This window comes from Vulcanisaeta moutnovskia 768-28 (assembly GCF_000190315.1).
GTDB lineage: Archaea > Thermoproteota > Thermoprotei > Thermoproteales > Thermocladiaceae > Vulcanisaeta > Vulcanisaeta moutnovskia.
In genome coordinates, this window is sequence record NC_015151.1 from 1,450,397 (window position 1) to 1,472,076 (window position 21,680).

Below are 21,680 nucleotides of genomic sequence, written 5' to 3' on the forward strand. Positions count from 1 at the left end.
GACCCCTAGAAATGCGTGAATGCCTAATGTGGCGAGTATTTTTGTAAATGCCGTGGATGGCCGTATTCCTTTTTGTGTTAATAGGTAGGTCTGTTAATGCACTTCAGCTTGAGTACCTTAAGGATGCGGCATTGATGATTAGTAAGGCGAGGAACATTATAATCACCGGGTCTGGGACATCGTATCACGCGGCATTAATTGGTAGGCATTACTTAAGGGCTCTTGCCGATGCTAAGGCTGATGTAATACCGGCCGGGGAATTCCTATATGAGGGGCTCGACATGGTTGAGCCAGGTACATTAATAATAGCTATTAGCCAGTCCGGGGAGTCCGCTGATATTATTAGGGCGGTTAGGATGGCTAAGAGGAGGGGGGCCGCAATACTTGGTATAATTAATAGGCTTGGTTCAACATTGATGAGGGAGTCAAATGTGTACTTACCCGTCAGTACTGGTCCGGAGATGGCAGTACCAGCAACGAAAACCTTCACAGCGACACTATCAGTGCTTCTACAGTTATCAGCGGTAATACCCAATAGGCTCAGTGAGTTTCAAGCTAAGATTCTTGAAGTCTCAAAATTACTAACAAGTAGAGTCGACAGTATTAGGGATAACGTTAAGAATATCGCTGAGGAAATTAAGGACTCTGGCAATGCCTACGTGATTTCCGGAGGTCCGTTAGGGTACCCACTAGCTCTCGAGACAGCATTAAAGCTTAAGGAGGCAGCTCACATGCATGCCGAGGCGTATAACTTCAGGGAGTTTAAGCATGGACCAATGACGCTAATCACGAGTAAATTCCCCGTAATAGCAATAATGCCCTGTGGGGAGATGAACAATGATATGGAGCCCGTCATTGTTGAGTCTTGGCATAGGGGTGCAACGACAATAATCATATCGAGCAAATATAGGCATAAGATTGGGGATTTCATGATATCGCTTAATGGGGATTTCGATGAGTTAATAATGCCGATAATATACGCACCAATAATTCAACTGCTAGCTTATGAATTGGGCGTCGCCAAGGGGATCGATGTGGACAACCCACCACACATAACAAAGGTCGTAACAACCTAATTTAAGCTATTAGACATAAGCCTGTTATTAATAATGTACGTTGCATATCGAATCATTAACATTTTTAATATCATGATTAAGATACGTTTTTATTCCTCCCTGCTTCCTTTTATCCTTGTACTTGTTGATGCCTCCAGTGAGGTTGTTCCATATGCCTTTAGGGTTTTGTTAATGAAGCTGTTAAGCTAATCAGCGATTTCGAGGGCTTAATCAAGGCGCCTGTAATCCCAATATTGATGTCGCCTCGTTTCATCGATGATGGGGTAATTAATGCCTTATACACCGTGCTTGAGAAATCGGGCAGTCAAGGCGATTTAATGGTTATTCTAACCCTATTGGTGGTGATGAGACGTACCTAATGGTCAGGTACCCTCAGGGCGTGGCTAGCGGTAGGTTGGTTATATACGTGCGAGGTTGCAAAGAGCACCGCTACACTACTGGCGTTGAACGGTAATGAGCTTATCATGACGCTGATAGCCAAGCTCAGCCCAATAGACCCAGTGATTTACAACTCAAAAACCAGGGCCATTCAAGTCACTTGGCATGTGTTGCGAAGACAACGCCAACCCTCCCAACCCAACCAAGCTTAATGATCCTATTAGTCATCGTCTCAACAAGCCCCGAAACCGACAATCATTGAGAATGTCCGCGGCATGATTAGTAATCCACACATTGGCGCATTACCTCAATAATGACCCCTATTGAACTCGATCATGGATTAAATCACGGAACCACCACACAACTAGCCCACCAGCTATCTAACTATTGTGAAACCAACTTCCTAAAACACTCATCGCACTTCTTTCAACATTCTATTGAAATCAACAAGCCCTACCAGGCGGAGCAAATGAGGGTAGAGGAAGTAGTGAGGACTTTCAATATTCTATTGAAATCAACAAATTGGGATGCGATTATGGTGATGGTGAATGAAACTAAAGTGTGTAGACCCTTTCAATATTCTATTGAAATCAACAAGTGGCAATGGCATCGCCACTTTCAAGACCGTCAGCGTTCACTTTCAATATTCTATTGAAATCAACCATTATTTTGATAAAGACCCTGTAAGTGACGGTTACATAGACATCTTTCAATATTCTATTGAAATCAACTAACCACGAGATTATTTTTCAGATTGCTAGTTTATTTCCGTAGCTTTCAATATTCTATTGAAATCAACTATTGAACCGTCAGCGTTGTTGTAGCCGTGGATAATGATTGCGTTCTTTCAATATTCTATTGAAATCAACTACAAAAACGAAGTCAACGAATTTTGGGAACTGTGTAAAAATAATCCCTTTCAATATTCTATTGAAATCAACTGGGTAAGTAGCATCACCAGCCACAACACAAGCAGGTTCACGCTTTCAATATTCTATTGAAATCAACAAGGAGGAGCACGGTGACGACCCAAGGGGCGAGCTCTTCATGATACTTTCAATATTCTATTGAAATCAACATGGAGAGCTGTTTGATAAGGCGTTGAAGTGGTGGAATTCACGCCTTTCAATATTCTATTGAAATCAACCTCAACAATCTCCTTACACGGGAGTCATAAATCCTGGATCATATCTTTCAATATTCTATTGAAATCAACAATGTTTTCAGCCTCGTTGTACGTGGGAATCACCGTACAAAGATCTTTCAATATTCTATTGAAATCAACTGATTCGCCACTTTATTAGCCCATTTATAAGCATTACCCATACCCTCGGCTTGGCATTAATAAGAACATAAATCCACATGGACATCTATGATGCGGATTTGTTCTGACGGTATTTATTGGGTGTTATTTTTTGTTCTGGTGATGACGTTCAATTTTGCATGAACGTAGATGTTCCAACGAGCCTTGCTTAGTTAGGTTTATTTCCCTGGTTTTCTATTGCAATTCTGTGTGAGGGAGTTATTCGGCTTTGTTAGGGCTTTAGAGCGATTGAGGGATTTCGTTGGTGAGTTCATACCTGAGGATTCCATCGACTTGTCCGAGGGCGATCAATTCGAGGTTTCATGCAAGGGCGAGCTCACGACAGGGAGGGTTGAGGCCCTGGGCCAGGTTGGCAGTGTGGGTGTGGTTCTCGGCCTAGACTCCCAATCCTCAAGGCTTAGGTTTGAGGGTGTCGATGTTTACGTAGTCACCGGCGCGTTGGTGGGGCCCAGGAACGCCCTGGTTCCCGGCTTGCCCAATGCGCATTGGCTTGGTCTTAGGTTTCGATTTAGGGCTAATGAAGAGGCGTTGAAGGGTCTTGAGGGGGAGATTGGGGGCTTCGCCCTGGTTAGGTCCAGGGTTCTTGGTCGGGTGTTTGATGGTGCGTATAATGAGGAGGCGGTTAGGGATGAGGTTAGGACTGAGGTTGAGACTAGGCTTGTGGAGGAGTTCAGGGGCTTGGGGCTTGGTGATGCCCTCCTCATGGTTGATGGCCCGATATTCCCAACGCCGAGGGTCCTAACAATGAGTGATAACCCATACGCGGAGCTCTACATGAGCTTCATCCAACGTAGGGTGGAGGCCCTACGCGGGGTGAGGGCTGTGGGTGTTGTTAAGAGGCTTGGCCAGTCAACGTACCTAGCCAAGTGCCTTGGGTTTGGCGTTGATGATGACACACTGGTGAAGAACCAGGTCACTAGGTCTTTGGGTGGTGGCGTCTACACGGCCGTTGTGGGGCCAATCACGATTAGGGTGGGTGACTACACGAAGTATTGCTGGTACGTTGCGTCGAGGCTCGGAAACTCGATGAGCGTCGTTAGGGTTGAGGCCCTTGACAGGGATTTGGCAATGCTCGGCGCCGTGTATGTGGCGAGGACAATGGGACTCGATGGGGTCCCAATACCGATAAGGCTGGCCGACAGGTTGGCGAGGAGGTTGAACGCGGGTATTACGAACCTACTCGCATCACTGGCGCCGCTTAGGCTTACATACGAGGGCCTCGAAGAACTCAATAAGGCATTGAGGGAGTTGGGTGGTTGAGGTGGGTCTTGGGGGAGTTGACTGCGTTAGTTATGTGGGCTTGATAACGAGGTTGATGCCCAGCTCCGTCTCTCTCGAGTCCGCAGAGGTACACATGGTGACTGAGTGCGATAGGGAGTTCCACGTCGGTGAGTACCTCGTTGTTGAGTCCAGGGGCTCCAATTACCTGGCTAGGATTGCGGAGTCCAGGGTCGAGGACATATACTCAATAGCCAAGACCCCGGTACTATCCCTAGACCAGGAGTTGGCCATGGACGTGAAGTACGTGCCGAGGCTAATAAAGCTCGAGTTAATCTCAGAGTGTAGGAATAGCGATTGTGGACCGCCCACGAAGCCACCCGAAATACACTCCAGGGTTAGGGTCCCAGGCCCAGGCGAGGTCTCTAGGATGCTCTCCCTACCCAGTGCCGGGGTCGTCATTGGCGCCCTCGCGCTACCCAACGGCTCCTCCCTACCCGACAACCAAGTCCTGCTGCCCCTGGATGCCCTTAGGCACCACGTCCTCGTTGTTGGGACTACGGGCAGCGGCAAAACAACGCTCCTCAAGAACCTGGCGCTGGAGTTGGTTGGTAACTACGGTAAGGTTACCGTGGTGTCCCTGGACGCGGTTGGGCACTACCACCACCTACTGCTCAACAATGTCGATGTTAGGGTCCTAATGCCGGTGACCAGGGGTATGCTCAGGAGGTACCTGGGCAGTGGCGGTGATGTTAAGGACCTGGCCCACGCCCTGGTTAGGGACTACGTAAACAGCGCCTTCAAGTCCTTCGGCATAAGGCTTGGTAGGGCCAGGGTTAGGGCTAGGTTCGCGAGGAGGCGCAAGGGCGGTGTAAGCGTGGTTAGGGAGGTCAGGGTAATGCCGGGTAATTTGAGGGCCGGCGTAACCATCATACCCTGGGCTCTGAGGACCAGGGCTATACTGTATAGGGTTAATGACGTGACTGGGATGCTCACGGAGCAGGCCAGGATGTTCTACGGGAGGGTGATCAAGGCGGTGAGGGATAAGGTGCCTGGCGAATTAACGTTTAGGAAAATATACAATCACTTGATAAGCCCCAGCGAGGTTCAGGAGCGCGGTAGGAGGCTGCTTAATTACGAGGTCATTGCCAGAGACCTCGGGATTCACGAGAGCACCCTCCAGAACATAATTAGGACTATACTGGCGATTATTGAGACGGGGGTAGTCGACGTTAAGCGCGGAAACGTGGTCGTCCCAGAGCCTGACTACAGGGAGGCCCTGAGGCCGGGCTACGTCGTGCTTCACTTAGCCAATGTGTTGCCCATGGCCCAGAGGGTCATGGTTTACAGGGTGTTGGACGTGGTCTATAGGTTCATGGGGCTCGAACACCTGAGGGATAGGGAGAGGATGAGTGCGGTACTCGTCGATGAGGCACACCTATTCTTCCCACAGACCAGGAGTGAGGATGAGAAGGCGATGCTCGAGAGGCACCTCACGAGGCTCACAAGGCTCGGTAGGGGTAGGGGTATAGCCGTTGTCTTCGCGACCCACATGCCCACAGACCTAAACGACGCGGTGATACAGCTCACGAACACAAAGATTGTGCTCAGGAGCGACGAGAAGGTCCTGGAGAGGTTGGGAATACCCAGCAGTGAGAGGAGGTTCCTAACCACCGCAACCGCCGGGCTCGCCTACGTAACCACCTTCGCCTATAGGTACCCGGTGTACGTGAGGATAACCCCAAGGGCGTACCACGTGGGTTAGCACAAACCCCTAGCACCAAGTAACTCCCTGAGCCACCTGGGAACCCTATAACCACCGCCATCCCTAACCACAAACCCAAGCCTAAGCAACTCACTGAGCATTTCGGCACTGGGCATGATGCCCACGTCAATACTACACAACGCCCTAGCAACCTCAGGCCTTAGGGTTATGGGGAGCCTCGGCAGGACAATCAATGGGCCACCCTCCACTAGGTATACGGGCCTCGCATCCGTCAACCACGCAACCATGGAGGCGAGCACAGCCTCGAGCTTAGTACCGCCGGTTATAACCACGTAGGTCTCGAAACCCCTCGAGGAGTAGTTCAGGAGTCTCCTACCCATTACGTCGACGAAGGACGACAAACCACCCTCGAGATCACCACCAAAGAGGGAGACCTGCGTCGCGCCCAGAACCCTAACGCCGCTCAATACGCCTTTGCTCACACAGTTAGCAATCACCATGGCACAAAACCAACTGGTCTTAGTATCCGTGTAGAAGAACTCAACGTCAAACCCACCAACCAATTCCCTAAGCCGAACCAGGCTACCGAGCTCCGCACAACAACTAGCCAAGTCACCACAGGCGTAATCCACCAACTCCCTGAACAGACCACTGCCAAGCCCGAGCATGCCAAGCGCGACATCAGCCCTGGAGTCGCCGAGCAGGGCCTTGCTTACTACGTCCACGTGAGACTTAATGGCGCCCCTATCAAGGGCATTCCTAAGCAGTGAAACACCAACAATCACAGCAACGTAAGCACCCACAGAGTTAGAAACAGGAACTCATTAATAAATAAAGCACGCCAACAAAACACAACCACCTCAAGCCTGCTTATACCTCAAGCCCAGCTTATTAAGCACGACATCATCAACATCCAAGCAGTAATCATCGTCGCATTTCTCTACATACGTGCAATCCTTAAGCAGCCCCGCATGAGCAATGGCATTCCTCTCGAAAACCTCATCCCTCTCCCCCGAACCACACTTGATAAACTCCTCCCCCAACAATTCCGCGTAGAGCACCTTATCCTTTACCAATTTACCACTCCTCTGGATAGCATTGCCCAGGTTATTCAGCTCGTTTATTACCAACTTGCCAACTACTTCATTCACCTTACTGTACAGTTTAGACGCATCACTCATCAACGCGTACAGCTTATTCCTCGATTTACCACATATTAAGTCCTCAAGGGCTTCCTCGTAATAATCCATGTACTTACCACGCACGCCGCTGTAGTCAACCCTCATCACCTCCTTACCGCCCTCATCGTCCCTTCTTACCTCAATTCTTACATTAACCCCTTGTAAATGCCCCTTACCCTTCGATCTTTGACCACACAGTTTATGCACAATTATCGGCAGACCCATACTGAAGGCCTTGACTACGGGCGATGAGGGCCCTTCAGGCAATACTATGGTCCTCACCCGCTCACTAAATACCTTTATGTAATTCCATGTCTGCGGCATCGCGTTAAACACCTTTATGATGACTTCATCGACGCCCTTGAGCAGTGCCAGCGATGCGGCGAGTCTGGTGGCGAACAACGTCAGTGTTGGCATGAAGTTTATTCCATGCGTCACGTCGAGTATTACTTTCACGTGTTCGTCTTCATTGACGACGTCATTAATGGCGCTCCACAGCTCGTGTATGAGCTCCATCATCATTAGGTCAGGGTAACTGTTGTAAATCCACGTATTTATCCCGTAGTACTTGCCCATGGTTGACGTTATAACAACCCTAAGCTTATCATCATTAATACCCCACCTATTGGCTAGCCTTCTTACGTATTCCTCAACAATCGATCTCCACACTTTATCATAATTACCGCTGGTTGGCTCAACCATAACCGTCAATTTACCCTCCCCACCTCCCTCCTCCCTTAACTGCACCTTTCCGTCTTGTTTCAGGCTCTTGAGCACTTCATAAGCATCATTATTCTTTGGCTGCGTACTAACGGTTATGACGCTGTCAACCACGTATATTACGTACCTATCGACCTTATCCCTATTAATACACACCATTGACGAGTACCCACGCGCCCTACCGCTTCTCACAGCATCATCCTCACCGTCGCAGGCGTACTCAACATTGTCCCAACTTAGTGGGTTTCCCCAGGTCGCTATGTATATAGTCTTTGTACTGGTCATAGCGACACCCTATATATGGATCCATAGCCAAGCTCCGAAAGCAGCCCTATCGCCAACGCATCCCTGCACTCATCCTTAAGCCTCACCACAGTCCCCTGAGGCAATGCCTGAAGTATGGGCCTCCTAAACCTGCAGACCTCGCTAAACCCAAGCCCAATGTTAATCACCCTAACCTTAAACTTCTCCCCATCAAAAACCCCATAAACCTCCTCAACACACTTCAAGCCCCTTACATTACCCACATCAGCCGTGGGGTCTTCGCTACTGAAGAGAATAGGCTGCAGGGCCACTGCGTATTTGCCAGCCCTGGGTGGTTCAACGTTATTACCACCTTCAATTAATGCAAACCTACCCTCACCCCCAAGTCTAATTACTATATCTGAGGTTAGGTTAAGGTTCTTTAATAGGTATATGAACTTAACATCGTGGTCCCTATAGTTTACGTACGATGACTTAAACATGGCTTCAGTAACATGGGCATCGCCTATGTCTACCCCAACCCTAGTATTTATACTAGCGTATTGGATAAACATTTTATTAAGCTCATCAATTAGTTTCTTCGCCTCATCCTGACCCCTCATGGAGGCGTTTACGTATGCTTTAAGCCCATCGACCCCTATGGCCCTTATACCCATAGGCGCGTAATACTTGCCGTCAATGAGCAGTAGAGGTCCCCATAGGCACGGCTCCTGGCTTAGTAAATCACCTAGGTTGGGGCTACAGTTGAGGAGCTTATGAGCCAGTTGCTTTAGGTCATCAAAATCGTACACGCCGCCTTTAACCTTACCGCAATCAATGCTAAGCGATATATCCATGGCATTACCTAGGGCACCTAGTATGGTGCTCGGTGGCGGTACTGCGGTTGATTCGTCTGTGAAGAATTCCTCAGCGGTTCCTAGATTCCTAACACCGAGGTGTAGTGGCTCCAGGGGCCTTACCTGAACCACCCTATATGCGCTCATGGGTACCCCCTCAACACCCTGTAAGCCTTTACTAATTCATTAATCAGGTAGCTGCCGCTGGGGGAGGCCTTAATCTCTAATCTAGCTGCCGCATCAATGCCGGTAATGTTGGCGAGATTGCTTAGTGAGAATAGTTCAGCAACCTTAGATTCATACTCACGAGATTCAGCGTTCCTCCTAATTATGAGGCCCCATACATCGTTAAGCACATCACCTCTATTACTTACTACTAATTGGTTTATTAACTGCAGGTATTCATCAAAGTCCTCAGGTAGGTTACCGCTAAGTACCTTACCTAACCTAGCTATGAATAACTGATTCAGGGCGTCAATCATATTGGCGACGCTTCCCTGTTTACCATCACTAAGCGGTATGACCGCCCTCATGCCTGTTCTGGATTCGCTTATCGTTAAGGTATCTTTCTTAAGACGCACTTGGTTAAGTGACCACTCGGCCTTTTTACTAATGCCCTCAAGCAATTCAATGGTCTCCTTCACCTCCTCATTCATGTTATCCATAATGTTTACGAACCTAACGGAAAAACTTCTACCAAAACCCCCAATTACGGGGGCCGCTATGTGGTAGCCATCACCGATTCTATGGAATCCGCCATCACCCCAATAATTCCTACGCATATCCCTAACAGTGGTGAGGGAGGTCTCCACGGGGGTTAAGGCTAATACATCATCACCACCGCTGAATATTAGGCCTTTAACCGCGTATTTATACTCTGTTATGTATATGTCCCTGAGGGCCGTAATCATTAGGGCCATTGATAGGGTAGCTAGGTAAGTTGGGCTCACTATTAACCCGCCTAACCCATGCATGACAGAACTTAACTTAGCATAAGCATCGCTTAACTCACGTGCGCCAGCATTCTCAGCCACCTTAGATAACTCTGTGAGTAGCTTATAGTAGCCATCTAGTGGTATATCACCCTTACTTAATTCACCGATATTATCCGCATCACCCTTAATTATTGCGTAATAGGATCTAAATTTGAGTAACGAATCGTCAACTCCCTTAATTAATGCCCTTAGAGAATCGTCAATGTCTAGATCACGGCTAAGCTCATTAATGAGTTTAACCTTATCATCATGGCTTATGGATGCTTTATCGATGCAACTATTAAATAACCTGCGCGCCACCTCTAGGGTGCATTCTAAGCCGCATATCTTCGTAATGTCCTTAGGCGGCTCACCGACAATATAATCCTTAACATTCCTGCACTCCCTGTGCTCATCAGAATTAGGTAATTTACTAACGACATAGCCGCTTATTCTCATATCGTACCATGCGAAGGCCACGTCCTCCGTGCTATCAAATGACGTATATCTACCTCTCTTAAGCCTATAGTATAGTGTCCTCTTAAGCAGGCAAAGTGGCCCCAGGGCCTCGCCGGGCTTCACCCTGAATCTAAGGTTACCAATTTCATCATCTGTTGTAAGTTCTAGTGATTTTTTAAGCATATCAATGGTGTCGTCTGCGTAATTAAGGCCCCCTGGCGCTTTCCTTAAATGCACTATTGCAGGCTCCTCACCGCATATGGAACAGTATATGAACCCCACATCCTCCCTATTAGCCTTCTTAAACACATACTCACTATACGCATCCACATTATCTGCAGTAATAGGTTTCTTAATAGTGGAGTCGTTGTAGTGGAACCATGCCTTACCCACCGTGAGCCTCTTCCTAGCCCTTACCTGGGCCACCTTGTTTAGGATTCGTAGACCCATATGCATTATTAAGAACTTTGCCAACTCCTCATCACTCACCTCCACACCCTTCTCCCTAAGCGTTTCCCTGAGTTCACGCGGTAATCTTAACTTACTGGACCTGTCTTCGCTAAACATCTTTAAGTCATCCCCCGTTAACTCAACTCCGCCTATTAGGCATTTGTCGGAGGCACCCCTTATGTGGCTTAGTAAGCATTCATACACGTCATGGAGGTTTACCGCATTGATCCTTACGCTTATTAAATCTTTGAAAACGCCACTTTTATTAAGCATGCTATATAGTTTTCTTGAGATTTTAAGTAACGTATCGCCTCCATCGTCTATTTTCCGGGGCAGCACATCTGTGCAGTATTTGTCATTAACCTCACCATTAAATGCTAAGTTTAATAAGCAATTATATGCTCTTTCAAAGTTCCCACTAAGGATCTCCACCACCTTGCCTTCATCCGATGCGGCAATGCTCGGCATTATAAGCGTCATTGTTCCAGGTATGATGGGTTCCCTAATGAATTGTTGGGTAATATCCGTTTCCTTAACATCTATATTAATCATTGTTTTAAGGTAAAACCTAGATGTGATGTTCTTAATGGTATCAATAATGTTATCCCTTTCTAACGTTCTTGGTAATGTTCTTGATAATGCCCCGATTAGGGTTGCGTGGTATATTGGGTTAAGCCTAAGTGTGGGCCTTATGACTAGGTCAGGTCCGTACTCCCACACCAGTGGCCACACGGTGAGCCAGGCGAGCATGGATACGAGCCAACTACCAACCCAGAAGTCGCCGGCCTTCCTGGCTGAATTAACTATCCTCTGTATGCCCGGTATGTCAACCTCCACCAGATAGCCATTAACCTCACCATCGGACCACAGCATGTTGATGGTTAAGGCGGTGGCGTAGCTGTGGTCAAACACAGTATGCGTAGGCATTCTAGTGTCCGCTAAACTTGGCGGCAACCCCTCATTAATCCACGTTAACTCGTAAAGCGCGTAAAGCGCATGGTACTTCACCCTAGCTTTTTCAACATTATCATTGAAGTTGGAGAGGCTGTTCATTACGCTACGTAAAGTCTCGACGTGGCGTGAAACCGCCCCGCAGTCCACGTTATTGGGGAGCTCTATTGAATAGCTTGGGTTGAAGATGTTATGCAACTTACTATACCTGAAGACACCCCCCTGGCTCACCGCTTCGCCAAGTAGCCACCTATCCATTGACGATGCGACAGCGTCGGCGTGTTTAACAAGCCTATAGGCTGGGTCGTTAACGTCATGCATGTCTCCGAGGGGGTCTGTTAAGCCTAGCTTATACCAAATGGCCGCCGCCTCATCCTCATGGGCCCCCGTTCTTAGGTATTGCTCATGAAGGCACCTACCCTTACCCATAATGACCCACATCTTGTTGGATGGATCGTGGAGCAGCGCCCAGGCCTTCGCCTTGAAGTACTTAAGCCAATCAAAGCCACTACTCATTATACTTGGGACTTCCTTACGCTTTTAAGCATTAAGCATGGTTGCGTACTACGTAAAGCTTTAAAATTTACGTTGGGTATCTATGCAATGAGTCAGCAAGCGCAGAGACAGGGGGTACAAGAGGCTAGGTCCTTATTATTCATTGAGGCCTTGACACCAATGCACCCGGGCCTTGGTAGGGGTGGTGAGGGCTTCGTAGACCTGCCGATACAGAGGGATGAGTTCGGATTCCCAACGATATGGGCGAGCAGCCTTAAGGGTGCCATTAAGTCCTCACTACTCCTATCCTGCAATAACGAGGCTGATAATGTTGAGAGGGCTGTGTGTAGGAGGAGGGTGCTGCTAGCCTTCGGGCCCGAGACTGAGGAGGCCTCTGAATACGTATCATCAATCTCGATACTCGATGCCAGGCTAGTGCTGGTACCGGCCAGGTCGCTGAGGGGTGTGTGGACCTACGTAACGTCGCCACACCTCCTCAATTACCTAGCGACGTATCTTGAGATTGTCGGTGATAAAGAAAGGCTTAGTGCCCTAAGGGAAGTGCTTAACCTCGTTAGGGGTAGGAATGCGGTGACCAGCAGGAAGGAGGTTTTGGTGGGTTCTGGTGGGCAGAGCTACGTGGTACTTAACGAGCAGGAGTTAGCCGCGGAGCATTCGGATGCGCTTACTAAGCTAGGTGAATTACTTCCACGTGAGGTATCTGATCTCGTTAAGGAGAGAGGAGTCACAGTGATTAGCGATGAGCTTGTGAACAATATAGTTAGGAGGAGCCTCGTGATTCAGCCCAGGATAAGGCTAGACTACGCGAGCAAGACCGTGGTAAGCGGTGGATTGTGGGAGGAGGAGTACCTACCACAATTTACCGTGCTAGCATCCGTAATCATATGTAGAAGGATTAGACTTGCAGGATTGCCCGACAACGAGTTGAAAGAGAGGCTAAATCAATTAGCTGATAATGACTCTAAGAATAAGAAATATGGTAATGTTAGCAAAGATGAATTGATTAAGGCATACGACGACTTAATTCACAATAAATTAGTAGATGCAAACAGCGTATGCAGCGATGTTAAGTCCCTGAGATCCATGGCGTTTGGAGGTAAGGAGACCGTGGGTAAGGGATTGGCGAGGCTCATGTGGGTTTAGGTGAAGCCTATGCAGGCCCAAAACAACGCCCTTGACTTAGCAATCAGGTGCATGGACACGGTTAAGCAAGTCTTCGGCAATAAGGGCGACATACCGGAGGGCTTTAGGTCAAGGGCCAGGGACATCCCATCAAGCCTCTATTACGGCGGTGTGCTCTATACGTTAGCCTACGTAGCCTCAAAGGCAAGCAAGGACAAGGCCTCCGGCGACGACCTGCTCATGCAAGCCTTCCAACGTGATGACATGGTGACCCTCTTTAAGGAGTGGTTTGAGAAAAAACTTGTCGAGGATGAGGCGTATGAACTGTACGGTGCCTGCCTAATGAGGGCGATCAGGGAGTTGGTGGGGATTGGTAAGGCAAACTCCCTGACGGACATCTTGAGGATGCTGAACGAGCCGGGGATGGGCATAATCGCCGAGAGGAGGCTCCTAGAGTTCGCCGAGTGGCTTAAGAGGTTGGCGGAAGCCGTGGTGCAGAAGGGGTGATTGGCCTTGGCCTATGTGGAACTAAGCCTAACCCTGGACACCCCATTCCTGCCAGGCTCAGCGGACCCAAACAGGGTTGACCCGGACTGGCCATTGAGGCCCAGTGAGGTTAAGGGGATTTGGCGCTGGTGGGCTAGGGCATTGGTGGCCGGCGCACTCTTCGAGAGGGGACTACTGCACGGCGAGCCAACGTCAAGCATAGTTAAGGTCCCCACTAGTGAGGAAGCATCGTGCATCTCGAGAATTGTTGGCTTAAATCTAGAACTCGGCTATGCCGGTAAGCGTGACTCGAGGGCTTCATGCATTAGAATCATAATTAACCCTGATGATCAACAACTCTTACCCTCTCAATTAATTACTGATGAATTAATTAATATATTTCAAAGAATTAAGCTATTAACTTTGAGAAAGAGCAAAAAGGTAAAGGTCAAGTATAGAAGCGATATCGATAGGGGTAAAGTTAAAGTGAACCCTGAGGTTATGAAAGAGCTTGATATTGAGGATAAGATTGAGATTATCATAAAAAGTAAGTTCAAAAGAAAATCAAGGAAAAACATATTCATTGCAATACCTAGTGATGATGTTCCTAAGGGTGAAATTTGGTGCAATGAAAACGATGCGAAAAAATTAGGCATTAACAATAATACTGTCATTATTAGAGCACCGATATCGCTTGAATATATTGCCGTTAATAGGACAATAAAGCTCATAATTGATAAGAACCCATTCTGTAAACTTAATGGAGCGGCTGTAGAGGCATCACTGAGCGCCCTGGCCCTCGCCCTAAAGTATTCATGCTTTGGTAAGGGTGGTAGAAGAGGCCTTGGATGCTTTAGCATCAATGCTTCTGGTCCTTATTCAAAATTATTCATGATGGATGCTAAGGAATTAATAAACTACGCAGTTGAGAGAGTGAGTAAAGTCGTGGATTCCGCGATCAAGGACTGCAGGTTGAAGGAGAGTAAGTTGGATAAGTGCGAGTTGCCACCAATGCCCGTCATTAGTAAGGGCATTAATTACATAGACTGCGTCGAAAATAGTGAGGTAAGGAACTCAATAAGCAAGGCCCTAAACAACGCTCTACACCCATACATGCTTATTAAGGTGACTGGGCCCAACGTGTTGGACACGCTACATAACTTCTTCCTGAGACCCCGCAGGACTATTGCGCTCCTCGGCAGTCATCACCGGAATGATGATCTAAGGGCCACGTACAACGCTTGGGTGCTGGGCCTACCTAGGGAGCAGAAAAATACTGGCTACATGATTAAGTCCAGCGATGTGAGCAGGAGGGCGTCGCCGTTCATTGTCTCGGTCCACGGCGATAGGGCCTACGTGAGCGTATTCACGTCTGCCGACTGGCCCACGCAGCTTGAGTGGCGTGGCGCTGGTTCGCAAAGTATAAGTGTAAACCAGGGTAGGGTCATAAATGCCATAGCCATAGCACTTAAGGAGCTGATCGACTATTCAAGTAAGAGCGGGCTTCAGGTGGTGAGGGTATGGCCGTAGATTTACTGAGGGGCCTATCACCTTCACCGACCGTTAACGTATCGAGTTACCTAAGGCTTGGGCTCATAAACCTAGTCATGAGTAGACGCCAGGGGCAAAGGGTGGGTAAGGGACGCAGCGGTGAGAACCTTAAGGACGCACTTAATGAGTATAATAGGGACGCAATGAGGCTCATAACTGAGGTCTACAGGTGCGACAATGTTGGTGAACTGCTCAGGAGGGTTGATGATTGGGTTAAGGAGGAGGTCGAGGCGCTGGAGGACTTGGGGTATGGGGTCGTGTTTAACGCCGTGATACCGCTAATGACCAGGTTGGCCATTGGGTTGAGGCACCCTTACACGGAGCCCCTTGAGCCAGCAATAGCCTGGGACCCGTACTGGAACCTACCCTACATACCGGCCTCATCGCTTAAGGGCGCCATGAGGTCTATAGCGGAGACGAACAACCACCCGTGCGCAAAGGCGCTCGGCGAGCGAAATGAGGCGTCTACCGTGGTGGTCCTAGACTCATACCCAACGTACTGCCCACCGGGTAGGGGCCTACTCACGCTCGACATAATAAATCCACACTACAAGGAGGTAAGTGGTGAAATAAGCGAGGCCGAGTCAAACCCAACACCGCTGGTTTTCCTAACGGTATCAAGGGGCGTGGGATTCAGGGTAGTCATACTCACAGCCAGGAATAGGCTCAGGGAGAAATGCGGTGGCGCGGTTGCGGAGGACTACGTATACGCAGACGCCAAGTGTAATAAGGCATGTACAGTGAAGGAGTTGGAGTGGCTAATCAATAAGGCCCTCCAAGGCGGCATAGGCGCGAAGACGGCCTTGGGCTACGGAGTGTTCAAGGTGCAATGAATAAAATAATAAAATTTTTAATTATATAATGAAAATTAAAATAAACGTCCTATGGTTTCTATCGAATTAACGCTTATAGGCATAGGCCCCATAGCGGAAGAGGCGACAATAAGTATTACAGATGGGATCGTACTGCTCTACGGCCCTAATGGCGCCGGCAAGTCAACGATAATGAGGGCGCTGGCGTATGCGTTAAGTGCGTTGATGGGTTATGAGGTGCAAGTAGGGGAGTTAATGGAAATGGTGAATAAGGAGAGGAGAGTAGGTGAGATAAGGATCAAGATTGACGGTTCGCGGTACTCAATAAGTATTGACGCTAGTAATAAGGAAATAATAGTGAAAAGAGGCGATGAGGAGTTAACGAGGATCAAGATAACGACGTCTGTAGGCATCGTATCAATACCAAGCTTACAAAGAATATACCCAATACTGCAGGTTAAACCGATGGGTGTAATAAAAGTATTAGGGCTTACTGATGAGATACGCTCTCAAATCGAGTCCTTCAGAGACTTACTCCTGCCAGGTACGGTGGAGAAGGTGCTGTCTTCGCGACTCATCATCAGTAGTAGTGAGATAGCTAAGGTGTATAGTGAGTACCTTGACGCAGTTAATACTGCACTCAATTACGTGGTTAATTATGACCTAAAATTAGTCGGTGACGTGCCTTACTTCGTAGATCTAAGCCGTAATTTAACCCACTACATTAAATATGAGTATGTTGCCGACGGCGTTAAACAAGCCCTCACAATAATTACGGCCGCCGAGTTTGCAGAATTACTTCGCAGGTATGGTTCAGCACCAATACTACTCATTGATGATGTAGAGACCGCACTACACTACGACTACTTAATATCGCTGCTTCAATACCTCGCCAAGAGACAGTACCCAGTGATCCTAGAGACCCACAACAGCTTAGCGTTGAGGTACGTATATGACAATAAACTTAGATTCTACGTGGTGGAGGGTGGCAAGGCCTTCACGGACATAAAATCAAGCTCATTATTCAAGAGGGAAGTAATCGTATATAGCATGTGATCTTTATGGATTGCGGTTTCGCCACATCATGTTGTAATAATACGAACATCACATCACACAAAATAGTTGATATAGTTGATGATGCGGAATGTGGTAGGCTTTGCGGGAGCTCGAATAGTTTAATACAAGATGAGGATTTTAAGAAATATTTTGTAGAACACCTCGGGCAGACGCTTCGTGATATAACCTTTGCATTTTGCAGATATACCGAATTAAGTGGGAGGATTTATAATCCACAGAACCAAGCCAAACGGTGCAAGCCCCCGCATAACGCGAGTAGTGGAGGTCCAGACATATGCTTATGCCTAATTAGAAACGGAAATCCTGTATTGCCTATAATGATTGAATGTAAATGTGGTCTTGAAAGTATAAGGGGTATAAAACAAAAATACACGAATTAATTAATGAATACATAAAAAATAGAAATTCGATATTACTAGTACCTGCGGGATTTTTAAGGACGTTTAAGAGCTTCACTTCTAAGTATGCATCGCAAATAATGAGGTGTCATGTATGATGCTTTTCGAATTACATAATGTTAACATTGATGATGTGATTAATATGGTAGGAAAGGTTATGGAGGTTAAATATGGACCCGAGAGACTTGAAGGTAATATTGCGAGAATTAGGCCCAACCTCACGTATTTTGGTAATGATGAATACCATGTACATGCCTTTAATTATGCAGATAACGTAATAGTGCACGTGTTCTTACATAAATTCATAGAGGATGGTTTCCTCTACGATGTTAAGGCTGTGACGGAGTATATACGTGATAATTTAGATAATGCAATTACAATATTCAGGGATTGGATTAATGCATTACACCCAATAATAGGCATTGTTACGCCATATGATTGGCCATTAACTGAGACATTGCCTGAGAGCGATGTTGATAATACATTGTTGCAAAAGGTTAGGGAGGATGTGTGCGGAAGCATTGCCATTATGTACATAACGAATGAACCTTCTATAATATCGACAATGATCATCAAATTACTTGAGAATCCACTGCCATTTATAGTGGGGGACATCAGCGTATTGGGGGGTACGGAGTACCTAAAAACTCCTAAGGAATTGCTGGAAAAACTAAGTAATAGATGCAGAGTCGAGGTGAGGGGTGAATTTGCGATTATCCGCGGTCCCCAGAGGTAATGATGAATGTGCACGTAATGCTTAAATGATTGTTGTCTTTTCTTCACTGTGCTTAGGATTGCGATCCTATCAACGGTGGGCACTAGCCTACTCGGCAACATTGAGAGGAATATCAACAGGCTAGGCCTGAGTCAAGTGTCGAGGGAGGTGTTTGGTAGGCAGCCTAGTAGGTTGTCCATCAATGACGAGTTGCAGGGGCAGTTCGAAAGGTGGGCTGAGGAGGGTGGTGATGTCCTTGAGGATGCGGTTAAGGCATTAAGCACCGACCCGGCTGGCTTCAGTGCGGAGCTCAACTCAATAATTGCGTTCCTAAGGTCCCTACCGGCTAGGCACGTTATCAATGAATTAAGGCTTCAATTCTACCCAACAGACACAGGCACGTCCAGGTTCTGCGCGAGGGCGATCACGGAGTACCTGAGGAGATATGGGAATGAGTTCAGGGGGTTGACCGGGATACCGACGAGCGCGGCGTTGGTGGTTGATGATTCCGTGACGCTCAAGGGCTTTGGTAGGGATGTTGATTGGTTTAGGGAGGGCTTGGTCGACCTAATGGACAAATTCGTGGGTAGGGTGATTGAGCTTAGGAGGGGTGGTTACAGGGTCGTTGTAAACCCGACAGGGGGCTTCAAGCCTGAGTCCGCGTACCTAACCCTCATGGCGATGCTGGCAGGGGCGTGGAGGGTGATATACATACACGAGACGTTCAGGGAAATAGTCGAGTTGCCAATGCTTCCAATAACCATAGACCCCAGGTACGTAGACGCACTCACGCAGATAATGAAGGGCAAGGGAACAAGCAAGGGCATACTCCAGCAATTGGGTATTGACGTTGAAGACCTCGCGGATAAGGAGTTAGTAGGCATAACCGACAGCGAGGTACACGTTAAGGAATGGGTAAAGAAACTACTCGAAATACTCACAAACAAGTAACCGCAAGGCACCTCTTAGGAAAATCAGCCTCATTACTAACCCCCACACTCACTCTCCCAAGAACCAAGCTAGCCCAGCTTTTTTCATAACCCTAAATCAACAGAACCCCCGAACTTACTACAGGCAAAGACAATACCACATCAAAATTCCTCGGAAATCAACATACCCTAAGCAATCGCAGAGAAATACCTAACTAAGCAATCAATCCTTCAACATTCTATTGAAATCAACTTGATAATAATCAAGCCCGATGGTTCACTACTTGTTCATACTAATGACTTTCAATATTTTATTGAAATCAACCTGTTTGAGCTTGTGCCTGCTATTTTGGCGCGAGACATACATAAGGCTTTCAATATTCTATTGAAATCAACTCTACACGGCGTACACTCTCGACCCGACGAGCGTCAAGGACTGCGAGAACTTTCAATATTCTATTGAAATCAACGAAGAATTGCGTGAGGTGATGGTGCGTGGCACAAAACAATTGGACTTTCAATATTCTATTGAAATCAACACGAATTGAACGATATTGTAGCAAATATGCGCGACATTGCAACTTTCAATATTCTATTGAAATCAACACCCAGAGGAAAGCATTGAGGAATACTGTGATTGTGAGTGTAGCTTTCAACATTCTATTGAAATCAACCGTGATAGTTATGTCAGAGGGAAAGGCAAGCGTGAAGGAATGCTTTCAATATTCTATTGAAATCAACTTAAGACTTATTCAAAAGCAGCGCTGCCTGATGGGAGAGTCCTTAATCTTTCAATATTCTATTGAAATCAACACGAAGAACCACGGTTTTCCAATATCCGTTGACGACTTAATACAGTACCTTTCAATATTCTATTGAAATCAACAAGGTACATAATAGTGATGTCAGAGCAGTACCTGGACTTCTTGCTTACTTTCAATATTCTATTGAAATCAACGAAACGTGATAATTGAAATATACCAAAATGAATCATGTGTGTGTAACTGCTTTCAATATTCTATTGAAATCAACCGTACTGCTCATTAACCGCCGCAGGCTGTGTACCTATTGGCGCTTTCAATATTCTATTGAAATCAACCCGAGGACAATATGGGTACCGACCTAGGTGGTGGAGCCACAATGTATGCTTTCAATATTCTATTGAAATCAACTGAAAACACATGACCACAACCCAAACCGAAAACCTTGGGGAAACCCACTTTCAATATTCTATTGAAATCAACTCCTGGGAATCCACATTACATTGCAAGTGTGCAGATTATAGACTTTCAATATTCTATTGAAATCAACCGATTCGCCACTTTATTAGCCCATTTATAAGCATTACCCATACCCTCGGCTTGGTATTCATCAGAGCGGGTATTCCCACGATCATTCACGGTGTGGGCTTGTTCCAACGGTGTTTATTAGGAATTGATTGGTATTCCCACGTTAACATTCAATTTTGCAATAATGTGGGTGTTCCAACGAGCCTTATTTAAGGTTGTTCTCACTTAGCTTTTAAATCCTTAGTGCGCCTTGGCTTTGTGGGTGTTGTTTTTGTTTTCCGCATTGCCCTTAGGCCCTCGTCAGCTCTCGTTTTAACCAACTTCACAGGCTCCATAGCCATGTCCGTGACCCTGAACATACTGGGCACGGTGGATGCCGAGCTGGCTAGGCGTATTCACGACTCGAGGGGTCCAAAGCCCATGAGCGTCACACCACTCACGCTTAGGGGCAAGGTACTGTGGAGAGGTAGGCACATCATCGCTCCTGGCGAGGCGGTTCAATTCAGGGTATCGGCGCTAGGTGATGTGGGCGTTAAGCTCCTGGACGCACTGGATAGGACCAATGAGGCGAGGCTCTTCGGCGTCAATGCAAGGGTCGAGGTGTTGGGTGCGGAGGTGGTTAGGCTGGGTGAGTTGTTCAGCCCTGGGCCCAGCTCCTTCGGTGTTGAGTTCCTATCGCCGATTAGGTTTGCTAGGAGGAGGACCATGAGGCGTAGGAGGGTTAAGTATGAGTTCTGCCCAAACATTGAGAACATAATCAAGTCAACACTGAACTACTGGCTTAGGACCATCGGCGATGGAGAGTTCAGGGACTGGCCCAGGCTCCTGAGGTGGGTCTATAACTACGTCTACACGAGGGATATATACGGCAGGGTGGTGTCCACGAAACTACCAAACAGCGACCAACCGCAGCTGGGCTTCATCGGTAGGGCCGAGTACGAGATAAGGAGCAAGAGGGAGGGCAGGATAAGGCAGTTCTGGGCATTGATGAGGCTCGCCGAGTTGATGAACACGGGGACCACGAGGTCGATAGGCTTCGGACACATAAAAATAACAAGCACAAAGACAAAACAAGCACCAAGGCAATAAACACATGCATTTTACACCCTCTTATCGAAACCAGCCACAACCAACATCGGATACGGAGGAACTAAGATCAACGTCGCGATAGACATTGGGGATGGTGAAGTAATCGTGAGAGAGCGGTTCAGGAAATTAGTAGAATTAA

General features: G+C 47.4%; 16 protein-coding genes and 2 CRISPR repeat arrays. Of the genes, 12 read left to right on the forward strand and 4 right to left on the reverse strand.

Annotation, left to right across the window (positions count from 1 at the left end; translation table 11 throughout):
- Nucleotides 1–47 precede the first annotated feature (47 nt).
- The 4 genes from VMUT_RS07575 to VMUT_RS07585 all read left to right on the forward strand — a co-directional run bounded on the left by VMUT_RS07575 (nt 48) and on the right by VMUT_RS07585 (nt 5,761).
- On the forward strand, nt 48–1,076 hold the full coding sequence (locus VMUT_RS07575) for an SIS domain-containing protein (protein WP_083805487.1): 1,029 nt from the start codon (nt 48–50) through the stop codon (nt 1,074–1,076).
- A gap of 236 nt (nt 1,077–1,312) precedes the next feature.
- Complete coding sequence (locus VMUT_RS13235; RefSeq protein ID WP_258167453.1) at nt 1,313–1,435, forward strand: hypothetical protein; 123 nt, start codon at nt 1,313–1,315, stop codon at nt 1,433–1,435.
- A gap of 442 nt (nt 1,436–1,877) precedes the next feature.
- Nucleotides 1,878–2,739: a CRISPR direct-repeat array (repeat unit 25 nt; unit sequence CTTTCAATATTCTATTGAAATCAAC).
- Nucleotides 2,740–2,967: 228 nt separating this feature from the next.
- Complete coding sequence (locus tag VMUT_RS07580; RefSeq protein ID WP_013604838.1) at nt 2,968–4,038, forward strand: DNA double-strand break repair nuclease NurA; 1,071 nt, start codon at nt 2,968–2,970, stop codon at nt 4,036–4,038.
- A 1-nt stretch (nt 4,039) separates the two neighbouring features.
- The gene (locus VMUT_RS07585; RefSeq protein ID WP_308507370.1) at nt 4,040–5,761 is read left to right on the forward strand and encodes a helicase HerA domain-containing protein; all 1,722 of its coding nucleotides are present in this window, start codon (nt 4,040–4,042) and stop codon (nt 5,759–5,761) included.
- Here the strand turns inward: VMUT_RS07585 and VMUT_RS07590 are convergent.
- From VMUT_RS07590 to cas10, 4 genes are read right to left on the reverse strand one after another with little or no spacing between them, the layout of a single operon-like run.
- Nucleotides 5,758–6,525, reverse strand: a complete 768-nt coding sequence (locus VMUT_RS07590) for a CRISPR-associated protein (protein WP_013604840.1) — start codon at nt 6,523–6,525, stop codon at nt 5,758–5,760. The two genes, VMUT_RS07585 and VMUT_RS07590, sit on opposite strands and share 4 nt — an antisense overlap.
- A gap of 57 nt (nt 6,526–6,582) precedes the next feature.
- Nucleotides 6,583–7,908 (reverse strand): TM1812 family CRISPR-associated protein, encoded by a 1,326-nt coding sequence (locus tag VMUT_RS07595; RefSeq protein ID WP_013604841.1) that lies wholly within the window; start codon nt 7,906–7,908, stop codon nt 6,583–6,585.
- The gene (cas5, locus tag VMUT_RS07600) at nt 7,905–8,870 is read right to left on the reverse strand and encodes a CRISPR-associated protein Cas5 (protein WP_013604842.1); all 966 of its coding nucleotides are present in this window, start codon (nt 8,868–8,870) and stop codon (nt 7,905–7,907) included. The genes VMUT_RS07595 and cas5 overlap by 4 nt, the downstream gene beginning before the upstream one ends.
- The gene (gene cas10, locus VMUT_RS07605) at nt 8,867–12,073 is read right to left on the reverse strand and encodes a type III-B CRISPR-associated protein Cas10/Cmr2 (RefSeq protein WP_013604843.1); all 3,207 of its coding nucleotides are present in this window, start codon (nt 12,071–12,073) and stop codon (nt 8,867–8,869) included. Before cas10 ends, cas5 begins: the two co-directional genes overlap by 4 nt.
- 87 nt (nt 12,074–12,160) lie before the next feature.
- On the opposite strand from cas10, the gene cmr4 reads away from it, so the two are divergent.
- The 8 genes from cmr4 to cas6 all read left to right on the forward strand — a co-directional run bounded on the left by cmr4 (nt 12,161) and on the right by cas6 (nt 21,541).
- Complete coding sequence (cmr4, locus tag VMUT_RS07610) at nt 12,161–13,216, forward strand: type III-B CRISPR module RAMP protein Cmr4 (protein ID WP_052298520.1); 1,056 nt, start codon at nt 12,161–12,163, stop codon at nt 13,214–13,216.
- A 9-nt stretch (nt 13,217–13,225) separates the two neighbouring features.
- Nucleotides 13,226–13,702 carry a type III-B CRISPR module-associated protein Cmr5 gene (gene cmr5 / locus VMUT_RS07615; protein ID WP_013604845.1) on the forward strand — a complete coding sequence of 159 codons (477 nt, stop codon included), beginning with the start codon at nt 13,226–13,228 and terminating at the stop codon, nt 13,700–13,702.
- 15 nt (nt 13,703–13,717) lie between these two features.
- Nucleotides 13,718–15,211: an RAMP superfamily CRISPR-associated protein gene (locus VMUT_RS12300; protein WP_237699735.1), complete on the forward strand. Its 1,494-nt coding sequence runs from the start codon at nt 13,718–13,720 to the stop codon at nt 15,209–15,211.
- On the forward strand, nt 15,202–16,065 hold the full coding sequence (cmr6, locus tag VMUT_RS07625) for a type III-B CRISPR module RAMP protein Cmr6 (RefSeq protein WP_013604847.1): 864 nt from the start codon (nt 15,202–15,204) through the stop codon (nt 16,063–16,065). The genes VMUT_RS12300 and cmr6 overlap by 10 nt, the downstream gene beginning before the upstream one ends.
- Nucleotides 16,066–16,116: 51 nt before the next feature.
- Complete coding sequence (locus tag VMUT_RS07630) at nt 16,117–17,100, forward strand: AAA family ATPase (protein ID WP_013604848.1); 984 nt, start codon at nt 16,117–16,119, stop codon at nt 17,098–17,100.
- A 513-nt stretch (nt 17,101–17,613) separates the two neighbouring features.
- Nucleotides 17,614–18,255: a hypothetical protein gene (locus tag VMUT_RS07640; protein ID WP_013604849.1), complete on the forward strand. Its 642-nt coding sequence runs from the start codon at nt 17,614–17,616 to the stop codon at nt 18,253–18,255.
- 48 nt (nt 18,256–18,303) lie between these two features.
- Entirely contained in the window at nt 18,304–19,185 is an 882-nt protein-coding gene (locus VMUT_RS07645) for a putative CRISPR-associated protein (protein ID WP_013604850.1), read from the forward strand.
- Nucleotides 19,186–19,391: 206 nt separating this feature from the next.
- Nucleotides 19,392–20,474: a CRISPR direct-repeat array (repeat unit 25 nt; unit sequence CTTTCAATATTCTATTGAAATCAAC).
- A 236-nt stretch (nt 20,475–20,710) separates the two neighbouring features.
- Nucleotides 20,711–21,541, forward strand: coding sequence for a CRISPR system precrRNA processing endoribonuclease RAMP protein Cas6 (cas6, locus tag VMUT_RS07650; protein ID WP_237699628.1), 831 nt, complete (start codon nt 20,711–20,713; stop codon nt 21,539–21,541).
- Nucleotides 21,542–21,680 lie beyond the last annotated feature (139 nt).